The following is a 13,425-nucleotide window of genomic DNA, read 5'->3' as shown; positions in this document are numbered from 1 at the left end:
AGCTTCCCAAAGGAAGCTTCTTGTTTACCACGACTTACTTCGCTGGAATCGCTTTCAGTAGTTCAGTCAGCAGGGTCCAGTACTGGCCCACGCTTTCAATGTGAACCTGCTCATCCGGGGAGTGTGGCCCGGTGATCGTTGGCCCAATAGAAACCATGTCCATGGTCGGGTACGGTTTTTTGAACAGACCACATTCCAGACCCGCGTGGATAACCTGGATGTTCGGTGTTTTGTCGAACAGACGCTGATAGGTTTCACGCACCAGGTGCATAACCGGAGAGTTTGCATCCGGCTGCCAGCCAGGGTAGCCGCCTTTCGGTGCAGTCTGTGCGCCGGCCATTTTACCCAGAGACTCCAGCATGCTGACCACGTAGTCTTTGCCGCTGTCAATCAGGGAACGAATCAGGCAGATGATTTCCACATTGTCGTCGTGCATGGAGACGACGCCCACGTTCAAGGAAGTTTCAACCACGCCTTTCGCCACGTCGGAGTTACGGATAACGCCGTTCGGGGTCGCATTCAGCAACTGAATGAAGCTATCGCGGGATTTTTCGCTCAGGGCGTTTTTGTCTGCGGTGACCGCTTCCAGAACCACGGTCAGGTTCTTCTCTTTTGCAGCCAGTTCGTTTTTCAGAATCGCCATGAACTCATCGGCCAGCGCTTTCAGGGTCTGCGCTTTGTCAGCCGGAACGGCTACGGTTGCGAAGGCTTCACGCGGGATAGCATTACGCAGGGTGCCGCCGTTGAAATCAACCAGACGCAGATCCAGCTCAGCCGCATGGCCTGCCAGGAAGCGCGCCAGCAGTTTGTTGGCGTTGCCGAGACCCAGGTGGATATCGCCGCCGGAGTGGCCGCCTTTCAGGCCTTTCAGCGTCAGCTTGAAGCTCTGGAAGCCAGCAGGGATCGCTTCGCGAGTCAGCGGCAGGGTAGTAATAAAATCGATACCGCCCGCGCAACCCATGTAGATCTCACCTTCTTCTTCGGAGTCGGTGTTGATCAGGATATCCGCCTGCAGCCAGTTAGCTTGAAGGCCAAAGGCGCCATCCATGCCAGCTTCTTCAGTCATGGTCAGCAGCACTTCCAGCGGGCCATGTTCGACGCTGTCGTCAGCCAGAACGGCCAATGCAGACGCCATACCGATGCCGTTATCCGCACCCAGGGTGGTGCCGCGCGCTTTAATCCACTCACCGTCGATGTACGGCTGAATCGGATCTTTGGTGAAGTCATGCACGGTGTCGTTGTTTTTCTGCGGCACCATATCGAGGTGCGCCTGCATCACAACCGCTTTACGGTTTTCCATGCCCGCGGTGGCAGGTTTACGAATCAGGATATTACCTACCTGATCCCGTTCTGCGTGCAGACCTTTTTCCTTCGCCCAGCCCATGATGTGTTCAGCAAGCTGTTCTTCGTGATAAGAAGGGTGCGGAATGGAGCAGATTTTGGCAAAAATATCCCACAGTGGCTGCGGTGATAATTGAGACAGTTCAGACACGGTAAGTCTCCTTACGGCTTCCTGCAAAAGTGGCTTACAGGTAATGGGTTAGCAATGACAAACAGGCATGTGACCTGACTTGCGAGATGCCGTTGAGAATACCACTTTCTGCCTTCTCTGGTAGTACGTAGCGCGTAAAAACTCCCGGCGAGGCCGTTAAACACTGGTTTTTAGTGCGTCAGATCTCTATAATCTCGCGCAACCTGGAATCACCCCGAACATTTTTTAAGCCGCTTTATAGGCTGGGATACAATCACATGAGCGAAAAATACATCGTTACCTGGGACATGTTGCAGATCCATGCACGCAAATTGGCCGCGCGCCTGATGCCCTCCGAACAGTGGAAAGGCATTATTGCCGTTAGCCGTGGAGGCCTGGTACCAGGCGCTCTGCTGGCCCGTGAACTGGGTATTCGTCATGTGGACACCGTCTGCATTTCCAGCTACGACCACGACAACCAGCGCGAGCTGAAAGTCCTCAAACGTGCGGAAGGCGATGGCGAAGGCTTTATCGTGATTGACGATCTGGTCGACACCGGCGGCACTGCAGTGGCTATCCGTGAAATGTACCCGAAAGCGCATTTCGTCACTATCTTCGCCAAGCCGGCTGGTCAGCCGCTGGTTGATGATTACGTGATCGATATTCCGCAGGATACCTGGATTGAACAGCCTTGGGATATGGGTGTGGCGTTTATCCCACCTATTTCAAGCCGCTAAATATCCTTCGCCTTTCAGCCCACAGGGGCGTTGCCTGTGATTATTCACCCCAGGCACTTACTTGAGTAAGCTCTTGGGGGATTCATAATCTTGCTGCCTTCCTGTGAACTGAAATTCTCGGATATCTGATTTACTGTTCTTTTCAATGCCCGGTTTACCGGGCATTGTTCTTTTTAGCGCCCGGCGAGGTACAATAGACGTCATGTCGTATTCATGGAGTCTATGCGATGCCAGAAGCCAATCTCAGCGAAGTCCTCTTTAAACCGCGTTTCAAGCACCCTGAAACCTCGACGCTGGTGCGTCGCTTCCATCATGGCGCCGATTCTGCGGTGCAATCCGCGCTGGACGGAAAAAACGTTCCTCACTGGTACCGGATGGTGAACCGCCTGATGTGGATCTGGCGTGGCGTCTCGCCGCAGGAAATTCTCGACGTGCAGGCGCGCATCGTGATGAGTCCTTCAGAGCGTACCGATGACGACCTGTATGACACCGTGGTCGGCTATCGCGGAGGCAACTGGATTTACGAATGGTCGAAGCAAGCGATGCTCTGGCAGCAGAAAGCGTGTCAGGAGTCGGATGACGCGCTGAGCGGCCGCCATTGGCTGCACGCCTCTAATCTCTACAGCATCGCCGCTTATCCGCATCTGAAAGGCGATGACCTCGCTGAACAGGCGCAGGCGCTGGCGAATCGGGCCTATGAAGAAGCCGCTCAGCGTTTGCCGGGCTCTCTGCGTGAGCTGGAGTTTAAAATACCCGGCGGCTCCCCGGTAAAGGGCTTCCTGCACATGCCCCCTGGCGAAGGCCCGTTCCCGACGGTGCTGATGTGCGGCGGGCTGGATGCGCTACAAAGCGACAACTACAGCCTGTTTGAAAAATACTTAGCCCCGCTGGGGATTGCAATGCTGACGCTGGACATGCCGTCGATAGGCTTCTCGTCCAAATGGAAGCTGACCCAGGATTCCAGCTTCCTGCACCAGCAGGTTCTGAAATCGCTGCCGAATATTCCTTGGGTCGATCACACCCGCGTAGCGGCGTTTGGTTTCCGCTTCGGGGCTAACGTGGCGGTGCGCCTGGCGTATCTGGAATCACCGCGCCTGAAAGCGGTGGCCTGTCTTGGACCCGTGGTCCACCACCTGCTCAGTGACCCGCAGCGCCAGGAAAACGTTCCGGAAATGTATCTCGATGTCCTGGCCTCGCGGTTGGGTATGCACGATGCCTCCGACGATGCGCTGCGCGTAGAACTCAATCGTTACTCACTAAAAACGCAGGGGTTACTTGGCCGTCGATGCCCAACGCCGATGCTGTCGGGCTTCTGGCAAAACGACCCGTTCAGCCCGGAAGAAGAGTCGCGTTTAATCACCTCGTCATCTGCTGATGGCAAGTTGATGCAGATCCCGTTTAAACCGGTTTATCGCAATTTTGACAAAGCGTTGAAAGAAATTGCCACCTGGATCAATCATAGACTTGGTTAATAGTTTGCTAAATTCTATTGATTTGGTAAAACAGTTGCATCACTAAAGGAGACAGCAATGACGTTACCGAGTGGACACCCGAAGAGTAAACTGATCAAGAAATTCACCGCCCTTGGCCCGTACATTCGGGCAGAGCAGTGTGAGGATAATCGCTTCTTTTTCGATTGCCTGGCCGTATGCGTCAATGTCAAACCGGCGCCGGAAGTCCGTGAGTTTTGGGGCTGGTGGCTGGAAATGGAAGCGCAGGAAAAGCGTTTCACTTACAGCTATCAGTTTGGCCTGTTCGATAAACACGGCAACTGGCAGGCAACGGCCATCAAAGACACTGAAGTTACCGACAGGCTGGAGCAGACTCTGCGTGATTTCCACGCCCGAGCTCGCGACTTGCTAAAAACGTTCGACCTGGCGCTCGAGCCTGCGGAAGATGTCGAACAGCCGGTGAGATTATCGGCATAAGTCATTTCGCAGAAAAAATAAAAAAGGCCCCTCAACGTTGGAGGGGCCTTTTAATTTGGGGAGATTAGAACTGGTACACCAGACCCAGTGCAACCACATCGTCGTTATTCAGCGCGAGTTTATTATCATCGCTCAGCTGGTTGATTTTATAATCAACAAAAGCCGACATGTTTTTGTTGAAGTAATAGGTGGCTGCCACGTCGATATATTTCACCAGATCTGCATCGCCTACGCCTTCAATATCCTTACCTTTAGACTGGACATAACCAATGGATGGGCGCAGACCGAAATCGAACTGATATTGTGCGACGAGTTCTAATGCCTGGTTTTTATTCGCGAAGCCGCTGACTTTCGTATCCACGCCGCCAATGGAAGCGGTGCCGGAGATTGGGGTCATATTGCGGGTTTCGGCATAAATGGCCGCCAGGTACACACTGTTGGCATCGTATTTAAAGCCGGTGGTCCAGGCTTCAGCGTCGGTACCTTTACCGAAGGTGCTGTCCTGCTGAGTCAGCGTACGGTTGGAGTTAGAGTAGGCGGCACCGAGGGTGAAACCGGAATCACCGAAGTCATAGCTCAGGGACGTGCCGAAGCCGTCACCGTTGGCTTTGCTGGCAGCGCGGCCATCGTTCTCGTTCTTACCCTGGTACTGTAGTGCCAGTTTCAGGCCATCAACCAGACCGAAGAAGTTGTTGTTGCGGTAGGTCGCCAGGCCATTCGCACGGCCGGTCATGAAGTTATCAGTTTTGACGAAGGAGTCATCACCGAACTCTGGGATCATATCCGTATACGCCGCGACGTTGTACAGGACGCCGTAGTTACGACCGTAGTCGAAAGAACCGATATCACCGGCTTTCAGACCCGCAAAGGCCAGACGCGTTTTGGTGGTTGCCGGATCGCCTTCGACTTTGTTCGCCGCGACCTGATATTCCCACTGGCCAAAGCCAGTCAGTTGCTCGTTAATTTGAGTCTGACCTTTAAAACCCAAACGAATATAAGACTGGTCGCCGTCTACTGCGTCGTTGTCACTCATATAATGTTCAGCTTTAACTCGACCATAAAGATCAAGTTTATTACCGTCTTTATTATAAATTTCTGCGGCCTGTGCTGCTGTGGAAGACATTACGCTCAGTACCATCAATGCTAATGTGGTCTTTTTCATTTTTAACCCTGATAAATATACGCGCTTAAATTTGGGAAATTTCCCGATTTAAAAAACAGGAAGGGTTGTAACGCGGGGAAATGAAACTTTTATGACAAAGTAAGAATAGTTTTAAATAATTGTGTTTGGGTGTTTCTGTCATAAAAGTGCCATTATCTGCCGCTACGCTTGCTGATCCCGCACAACAAAGTGCCCCGCAAGCGGCTCAGGGAGTTGGCAAGCGGCCTGAGTCCTGTTACAACGTCCTTTTCGTACACATTGAATGGCAGAGAATCATGAGTGACAGTCAGACCCTGGTCATCAAACTGGGTACCAGTGTTTTAACCGGGGGATCGCGCCGCCTTAATCGCGGCCATATCGTGGAACTAGTGCGCCAGTGCGCGCAGCTACATGCCGCAGGACATCGGATTGTGATTGTAACGTCAGGGGCGATTGCCGCCGGGCGTGAACACCTCGGCTACCCGGAACTGCCTGCCACAATCGCCTCTAAACAGCTGCTGGCTGCGGTCGGCCAAAGCCGCCTGATTCAGCTCTGGGAGCAGCTTTTCTCGATTTACGGAATTCACGTCGGCCAAATGTTATTGACCCGTGCAGACATGGAAGACAGAGAGCGTTTCCTCAACGCCCGTGACACACTGCGTGCGCTGCTCGATAACCACATCGTGCCGGTAATCAACGAGAATGACGCCGTCGCTACCGCTGAAATTAAAGTGGGCGACAACGACAACCTGTCTGCGCTGGCGGCAATCCTTGCCGGAGCCGACAAACTGCTGCTGTTGACCGACCAGCAAGGGCTATTCACCGCCGATCCGCGCACCAATCCGCAGGCCGAACTGATTCAGGACGTTCACGGCATTGACGACGCGCTGCGCTCGATTGCCGGTGACAGCGTATCTGGCCTCGGCACTGGCGGAATGGGCACCAAATTGCAGGCGGCTGACGTCGCCTGCCGCGCCGGAATTGACACCATTATCGCCGCAGGCAGCCGCCCGGGCGTGATTGGCGATGTAATGGAAGGGGTCGCTGTCGGCACACGCTTCCACGCCCAGACCTCACCGCTCGAAACCCGCAAACGTTGGATCTTTGGTGCACCGCCAGCCGGGGAAATCACCGTGGATGAAGGCGCTGTTTGTGCAATTCTGGAAAGAGGAAGTTCATTGCTTCCAAAAGGAATTAAAAGCGTGACAGGTAACTTCTCCCGTGGTGAAGTGATCCGTATTCGTACTCTCGACGGTCGCGACATCGCTCACGGCGTTACCCGCTACAACAGCGACGCGCTGCGTCGGATTGCCGGACATCACTCGCAGCAAATCGATGCCATTCTTGGCTACGAGTACGGTCCGGTTGCCGTGCATCGCGACGACATGATTACCCGTTAAGGAGCTTTCAATGCTGGAACAAATGGGCATAGCGGCCAAAGCAGCCTCGTACAAACTGGCGCAGCTGTCCGGACGTGAGAAAAATCAGGTTCTGGAAAAGATTGCTGATTATCTGGAAGCGCAAACCGATAGCATCCTCAGCGCCAACGCGCAGGATCTTGAAGAAGCGCGCACCAATGGTCTGAGCGACGCGCTGCTTGACCGTCTGGCGCTGAATCCCGCTCGCCTGAAAAGCATTGCCGATGATGTGCGTCAGGTGTGCAAACTCGCCGACCCGGTCGGGCAGGTGATTGACGGCGGGCTGCTCGACAGCGGCCTGCGCATCGAACGTCGCCGCGTGCCGTTGGGCGTGGTGGGCGTGATTTATGAAGCCCGTCCGAACGTTACGGTCGATGTGGCCACGCTGTGCCTGAAAACCGGTAACGCCGCTATCCTGCGCGGCGGGAAAGAAACCTGGCGCACCAATGCCGCAACGGTGAAAGTTATCCAGCAGGCGCTGGAAGAGTGCGGAATACCTGCGGGTGCGGTGCAAGCGCTTGAAAGCCCGGATCGCGCGCTGGTCAATGAAATGCTGCGCATGGACAAATACATCGACATGCTTATTCCACGCGGCGGCGCGGGTCTGCACAAGCTGTGCCGCGAGCAGTCGACGATTCCGGTCATCACCGGAGGGATTGGCGTGTGCCATATCTACGTGGATGATTCTGCAGAATTTGACCCGGCACTGAGAATTATCGTCAACGCCAAAACCCAGCGCCCGAGCACCTGTAATACCGTGGAAACGCTGCTGGTGAATCGCACCATTGCCGACAGCTTCTTACCTGCTTTAAGCCAACAGATGGCGGAGAGCGGCGTGACGCTTCATGCAGATGCTGACGCGCTGACAACGTTGCAAAAAGGCCCGGCGAGCGTAGTTCCGGTGCAGGTTCAGCAGTATGACGATGAATATCTGTCGCTGGATTTGAACGTGAAACTGGTCGATGACCTGGACGATGCCATTGCACATATTCGGCTGCACGGAACGCAACACTCCGATGCGATTCTGACTCGTACTCTGCGCAACGCGGACCGCTTCATCAACGAAGTCGATTCCTCGGCGGTGTATGTGAACGCCTCAACGCGCTTCACCGACGGCGCTCAGTTTGGTCTCGGCGCAGAAGTGGCCGTCAGTACGCAGAAACTGCACGCGCGCGGCCCGATGGGCCTCGAGGCACTGACTACCTACAAGTGGATTGGCTTCGGCGACGACACTATCCGTGCATAATTGAACTCGGGTGATGCAAAAATAGGCATTTGATTCGCAAGGCCTTGACGCATCACCCGCAGAGTTTTAACCTTTTGCCCCGAAGCACATCCCCTGTGTTTTGCAGTACTCCGTGCCGATATAGCTCAGTTGGTAGAGCAGCGCATTCGTAATGCGAAGGTCGTAGGTTCGACTCCTATTATCGGCACCATCTCAACTTCCCCAAACGTCCGTATTCATCCATAAATACCATGATTTATAACGGTTTTATTTCTTTTTAGTCCGTCGCTGTCCGTAACCATCCAGTAGAATCCGATACGGAATGTGTATAGGATTGTGTATATGTTCCTGTTCGGTCTTGGATTCCTATACACATGCCTTTAAATGATATGCAGATTCGCCGCGCTAAGCCTGAAGATAAACCCTATACGCTTGGGGATGGGCAAGGCTTGTCATTGCTTATAGAACCTAATGGAAGCAAGAGCTGGCGGTTCCGCTATCGCTATGCCGGTAAACCCAAGATGATCTCGCTTGGCGTTTACCCAACGATCACCCTTGCCGATGCTCGTTCCCGTCGTGATGAAGCTCGAAAACTTGTGGCAGAAGGAAAGAACCCTAGTGAGGTTCGAAAAGAGCAAAAGCTGGCTCTACAAACCGAGTCTGAGAACGCTTTCGAAAAGATTGCCAGAGAGTGGCATCAGCTGAAGTCGACCAAATGGTCAGCAGGATATGCATCAGACATCATGGAGGCGTTTAAGAACGACATTTTTCCTTATGTGGGTGCAAGACCAGTAGGAGAGATTAAACCGTTAGAGCTGCTTAACGTGCTGCGTAAAATTGAGAAACGTGGTGCGTTAGAGAAAATGCGCAAAGTGCGGCAGCGTTGCTCCGAAGTATTCCGCTACGCAATAGCTACGGGTAGGGCAGAGTATAACCCTGCGGCAGATCTCTCCAGTGCCCTCGAGGTGCACCAATCCAATCATTTCCCGTTCCTCAAAGCTGATGAGATACCTGATTTTCTGCGTGCTCTAGACAGTTACACAGGGAGTCGGCTTGTCCAGATTGCTACGAAGTTACTGATGATCACTGGTGTTCGAACCATCGAACTACGTGCAGCATTATGGTCAGAATTTGATCTGGATAACGCTATTTGGGAAATTCCTGCTGAAAGGATGAAAATGCGTAGGCCACATCTTGTGCCCTTATCGACTCAAGCGGTAGATTTACTCATTGAACTCAAGATCATGACAGGGAACTATCGTTATGTTTTTCCTGGACGGAACGATCCGAACAAACCAATGAGCGAAGCTAGCATAAATCAGGTTATTAAACGTCTGGGCTACGGTGGCAGACTCACGGGGCATGGGTTTAGACATACATTTTCTACGATCTTGCATGAAAAAGGATACGTTTCGGCTTGGATTGAAATTCAACTGGCACATGTTGATAAAAATTCAATACGTGGAACTTACAATCATGCTCAGTACATCGATAAGCGACGGGAAATGCTAGAGTTTTATTCATCATATATTTCTAAAGGAATTTAGAATGCATATATCTGAACTTACATTAATAAATTATAGAAATTTCAAACGAAGCAAGTTCTTTTTTACAAAGGCAATTAATACAGTAATTGGGGAGAATGGTACAGGGAAAAGTAATCTTTTTAGAGCTATAAGATTAATGCTGGATGATGAAATGCTCTTTAGGGCATATAAATTAGATGAAAATGATTTTAGTCACGAGTTAGGCGATTGGAAAGGGCACTGGATAATTATAAGTTTGAAGTTCTCTGATATTTCACATGATGAGTCTGTACAATCACTTTTCATTCATGAAAGTGGTGACGTAATGAATGATGAAGGAGAGTATATTCAAAGTGCAACATATAATCTTATTTTTAGACCCAACATTTCTAAGCGTTCAGAGTTGGCTGAAATTCCTCATGGTGATTTTGTCGAATTGGAGAGAGTGAGGTCTGAAATTAAAGTTTCTGACTATGAAGTTATTTTTACAGGCCGTAGTTATGCTGATTTTTATGATAAGGAAATATATAAGAAGATTGTAGGTGATTTCGACAAGTGTATTTTTCCAAATAAGCTTGATGTGAAAGATGTAGGGTGGAATCTTGGAAGGCAGATTTCATTGTCCAAAGATGTCTCTTTCACATTCATTAAAGCGCTCAGAGATGTTGTTTCAGACTTTAGTGGCAGTAAACGTAATCCGTTGCTTGAGTTACTTGAATTAAAAAGCGAAAATTTAAATGACGAGGACTACGAGAAAATTATTGATGATGTGATCTCTCTAAACAGCGAAATAGAATTATTGCCCGATGTTATTCAGGTATCGGAAGGAATTCACTCAACTATTAAATCGACAGTTGGTGAAGCATTCTCACCAACAAAACTCATAATTAAATCTAAGCTACCGGAAGAGCCCAAAGAGCTTTTAAAATCACTAACCCTTAGTGTGAGTGAAGGTAGCGAGTATTTTGATGGTAGCATCAGTGACATGAGTTTGGGAGGGGCTAATCTATTATTTCTGACATTGAAAATATTAAAGTATAAATATCTCATCAATAAAGGTAAGGTGGCTAATTTCATATTAATTGAAGAGCCCGAAGCCCATTTACATACTCATATACAAAAGGCATTGTTCAAAAATTTAAACTTTGATAATACACAAATTATTTACTCAACACACTCCACCCAAATATCTGAGTCATCTAAAATCAGCAGGGTTAACATTATATCAAAAAAAGAAAAAGCAAATGATGTTGATGTATGCCAACCTAGCACGGGTCTTACTCCACAGGAGATTTCTAAATTAGAACGGTATCTAGATGCAAAGCGTGGGAATTTACTTTTTGCTAAAAAAGTTGTACTAGTCGAAGGTGATGCTGAAGAAATTATGATTCCAGCGATGTTTTTTAAGCATTTTGGAATCTCTCTTGATGAGTTAGGTGTAACGATTGTGAATGTTGGTAGCACTGGTTTTAAAAATATTGCTAGCATTTTTCATGAATCTAGGCTGAGAAAACGTTGTGCGATCATCACCGATTTAGATAAATCAATTTACAGTTCAATTAAAAAAACTGATGGGAAGATTTTACATGCTAAAAAACGAAAGGCAGAACGTTCTGAAAAGTTAGGGAAGGAAAGGAAAAAAATATTGGATGATTTTTGTAAAGGCAATGATTATGTGAAAGCATTCTTTGCTGAACAAACTTTCGAAGTCGAATTTATAAATTTTTTCCAGAACGAGAAGTATCTTAAATCAGTGGTGAGCGAAGTTTACTCTAATGAAAACAAAATATTGACAGTTAATAAAGATTTGAGTTCCCCTTCAATTGAAATTTGCGGCGATCGTGTTTTGTCTGTGGCAAAATATATGGGCAAAGGCTGGTTGGCATTGATGCTGGCTGATAAAATAGATCATAATGTCGTAATTCCTCCATACATTTTAGATGCACTTTCTTTCTCTATCGGTAAGTTCAATAGAGTAATCCTCATCTCGGTCTTGAAGTATAAAAGAAGTAAGCTTGGGGCGGATGAAGCTAAAGACATTGCTCCTGGGATAGACGAGATTTTAGATAAGTTAAATGGAACAGAACTTTTGCAGAGACAAGAGATTCGTGATCTTATTTCTAAGGTGTTTGGTGTTGATGATGCTTTAGTAAGGATGATATAGATGAACGAGCTAACTTTGAAAGGTTTTCTTAGTGATGAGCAGATAAAGTCTGTATTGCATGAGGGGAATGCAGTGGTAATGGCTTGTCCTGGAAGTGGGAAAACTCGGACTTTATCCTATAAAATTGCTTATGAATTATCTAAAAGCAAAGTGAACCGTTTTATAATTGCTTTAACATATACTAATAGCGCTGCTGATGAGATAAAAAAAAGAATAATGGAATTGGGTGTTTCTATTGATAATTTATGGATAGGAACATTGCATTCTTTTTGTCTTAAATGGATTATTAAACCTTACTCTGCTTTATGTGATGAAACCAGATATGGATTTAAAATAATTGATCCTCACGATTCGGAAGACCTTAAATTACAGTTATGTTCTAAATACAGTAGAGACTATTTCAAAACGGATTTTGGCTGGTGTGAATACGGATTGAGAGAAAAAGATAAGCATGGGAAAGAAGTTGTTGAAAAATATTATGAATGTTTAAAGGATAGTGGCTTTGTCGATTTTGAACAAATAGTATATCTTTCTTATAAAGTTGTCAGCAATAACCATTTCGTTGCAAAAAATCTTTCTAATATTTTCGAAGTTGTAATGGTAGATGAGTATCAGGATACCCAGGTATTGCAGTATGAATTATTGTTTTCTCTACTGAAGGTAAAAAAGAATAGCTGTAGGTTGTTTTTTGTAGGAGATCCTAATCAGGCGATATTTAATTCAATGGGAGGCGTTGCTTTAGATTTTGATTTGTTTTCTTCACGCACTGGAGTTAAATTTGATTTATTGCAGTTAAAAGATAATTATCGCTCTAGTCAGCAAATAGTGGACTATTTCACTAATTTTAGAACGGTGGCCGGAGAGGCGTTTGAAGCATGTGGAGAGTTCAGGAACTATAAGTCATCAATTACTTTCGATAATTCATGTCTGATGGAAGACCTAGATTCAAATATTTCTAAATTTATTGCTGGAGCTATTGAGGAAGGTATCTCAGTTAATGAGATTTGTGTAATTGCACCTTGGTGGTATCATCTTTCAGAAATTACCCGAAGATTGATGGCAATAATGCCAGATGTTGCATTTAACGGTCCTGGTATAACGCCAATATCTCATAATAGAGAAAGTTTATGGTATAAATTTGCAAAGATAGCTCTCATTAGCCCTTCTCCGTATAACTACAGACATCGAATTTCAACTGCCGGAGAAATATTTGAGCAATTGATTGATGCAGGTTTTTTCATTAATTTGAAATCATGCTCTCCAAAATTATTTTTAAAACATTGTAATGCTGTCAAAGTTAATGAGGTTGGTGGGGTGGAGTATTTGAGTGCTTTCTTTGAAAAGGCCTGTCTTTATTTTGACTTTGATGTGTTAAGTTCAAATGAATTTGCTAATTCTTATGATGCCTTTTTTTCTTCAGCTGAAAAAAGAAAGGAAAAATTAATATCTCTAAATCTTGCAGTGCTTACCTCAGTAGAACATTATAAAAGGATGTTTGAAAGGAAAAAAGGAGTCACCGTAACGACTATTCACTCTGCAAAAGGATTGGAGTTTGATTGTGTTATAGCATTTGGATTATTGGATGGCGTTATGAATAAATTTGGTGAGGGAAATGATCACTCAAAAAGATTACTTTATGTTTTGAGTTCAAGGGCTAGGAAGAAATTACATCTAATATCCGAGGGTGATAGGAGATATAGCAGGGGGTTTTATTCTGTTAACAAGGTTCTTGGTAGTGTTAATTATGACTACACAGCTTCATAATAAAGTATTTAGTTAATTGGTGGGGGCATTAATTGTTAGGCGCTGGAAAAG

Annotated in this window: 10 protein-coding genes and 1 tRNA gene; 9 read left to right on the top strand and 2 right to left on the bottom strand. The window is 47.5% G+C overall.

The annotated features are described in order from the left end of the window. Window positions 1-34 precede the first annotated feature (34 nt). A complete protein-coding gene (gene pepD / locus MUU46_RS06175; RefSeq protein WP_159752201.1) occupies window positions 35-1,492 on the bottom strand; it encodes a cytosol nonspecific dipeptidase in 1,458 nt (485 codons plus the stop codon). Window positions 1,493-1,749: 257 nt separating this feature from the next. On the opposite strand from pepD, the gene gpt reads away from it, so the two are divergent. The 3 genes from gpt (at window position 1,750) to crl (ending at window position 4,136) form a co-directional block, all read left to right on the top strand. After that, entirely contained in the window at window positions 1,750-2,208 is a 459-nt protein-coding gene (gpt, locus tag MUU46_RS06170) for a xanthine phosphoribosyltransferase (protein ID WP_159752203.1), read from the top strand. A 227-nt stretch (window positions 2,209-2,435) separates the two neighbouring features. Continuing rightward, window positions 2,436-3,680, top strand: coding sequence for an esterase FrsA (gene frsA / locus MUU46_RS06165; protein ID WP_159752205.1), 1,245 nt, complete (start codon window positions 2,436-2,438; stop codon window positions 3,678-3,680). Between the two features lie 57 nt (window positions 3,681-3,737). Further along, window positions 3,738-4,136, top strand: coding sequence for a sigma factor-binding protein Crl (crl, locus tag MUU46_RS06160; protein ID WP_110511587.1), 399 nt, complete (start codon window positions 3,738-3,740; stop codon window positions 4,134-4,136). A gap of 64 nt (window positions 4,137-4,200) precedes the next feature. Here the strand turns inward: crl and MUU46_RS06155 are convergent, their stop codons facing one another. Further along, complete coding sequence (locus MUU46_RS06155; RefSeq protein ID WP_258965092.1) at window positions 4,201-5,298, bottom strand: porin; 1,098 nt, start codon at window positions 5,296-5,298, stop codon at window positions 4,201-4,203. A gap of 275 nt (window positions 5,299-5,573) precedes the next feature. Here MUU46_RS06155 and proB point away from each other — a divergent pair, with 275 nt between their 5' ends. The 6 genes from proB (at window position 5,574) to MUU46_RS06125 (ending at window position 13,374) form a co-directional block, all read left to right on the top strand. After that, window positions 5,574-6,677, top strand: a complete 1,104-nt coding sequence (gene proB / locus MUU46_RS06150; protein ID WP_258965091.1) for a glutamate 5-kinase — start codon at window positions 5,574-5,576, stop codon at window positions 6,675-6,677. Between the two features lie 10 nt (window positions 6,678-6,687). Further along, window positions 6,688-7,941 (top strand): glutamate-5-semialdehyde dehydrogenase, encoded by a 1,254-nt coding sequence (gene proA, locus MUU46_RS06145; protein WP_159752211.1) that lies wholly within the window; start codon window positions 6,688-6,690, stop codon window positions 7,939-7,941. A 114-nt stretch (window positions 7,942-8,055) separates the two neighbouring features. Further along, a tRNA-Thr gene (locus MUU46_RS06140) sits at window positions 8,056-8,131 on the top strand. Window positions 8,132-8,294: 163 nt separating this feature from the next. Next, the gene (locus MUU46_RS06135) at window positions 8,295-9,467 is read left to right on the top strand and encodes a tyrosine-type recombinase/integrase (protein WP_258965090.1); all 1,173 of its coding nucleotides are present in this window, start codon (window positions 8,295-8,297) and stop codon (window positions 9,465-9,467) included. Between the two features lies 1 nt (window position 9,468). Next, window positions 9,469-11,610, top strand: coding sequence for an ATP-dependent nuclease (locus MUU46_RS06130; protein WP_258965089.1), 2,142 nt, complete (start codon window positions 9,469-9,471; stop codon window positions 11,608-11,610). Then, window positions 11,611-13,374, top strand: a complete 1,764-nt coding sequence (locus MUU46_RS06125) for a UvrD-helicase domain-containing protein (RefSeq protein ID WP_258965088.1) — start codon at window positions 11,611-11,613, stop codon at window positions 13,372-13,374. The last annotated feature ends 51 nt before the right edge of the window (window positions 13,375-13,425 follow it).

Source organism: Scandinavium tedordense, assembly GCF_024764965.1.
GTDB classification, from domain to species: domain Bacteria; phylum Pseudomonadota; class Gammaproteobacteria; order Enterobacterales; family Enterobacteriaceae; genus Scandinavium; species Scandinavium tedordense.
The sequence above is the reverse complement of the archived record's forward strand: the minus strand, read 5'-3'. Positions and strand labels throughout refer to the sequence as shown.

Coding starts and splice junctions, on each gene's coding strand:
- crl (WP_110511587.1), top strand. CDS start 3,738: ATGACGTTACCGAGTGGACACCCGAAGAGTAAACTGATCAAGAAATTC.
- MUU46_RS06155 (WP_258965092.1), bottom strand. CDS start 5,298: ATGAAAAAGACCACATTAGCATTGATGGTACTGAGCGTAATGTCTTCC.
- MUU46_RS06130 (WP_258965089.1), top strand. CDS start 9,469: ATGCATATATCTGAACTTACATTAATAAATTATAGAAATTTCAAACGA.
- gpt (WP_159752203.1), top strand. CDS start 1,750: ATGAGCGAAAAATACATCGTTACCTGGGACATGTTGCAGATCCATGCA.
- proB (WP_258965091.1), top strand. CDS start 5,574: ATGAGTGACAGTCAGACCCTGGTCATCAAACTGGGTACCAGTGTTTTA.
- MUU46_RS06125 (WP_258965088.1), top strand. CDS start 11,611: ATGAACGAGCTAACTTTGAAAGGTTTTCTTAGTGATGAGCAGATAAAG.
- MUU46_RS06135 (WP_258965090.1), top strand. CDS start 8,295: ATGCCTTTAAATGATATGCAGATTCGCCGCGCTAAGCCTGAAGATAAA.
- proA (WP_159752211.1), top strand. CDS start 6,688: ATGCTGGAACAAATGGGCATAGCGGCCAAAGCAGCCTCGTACAAACTG.
- frsA (WP_159752205.1), top strand. CDS start 2,436: ATGCCAGAAGCCAATCTCAGCGAAGTCCTCTTTAAACCGCGTTTCAAG.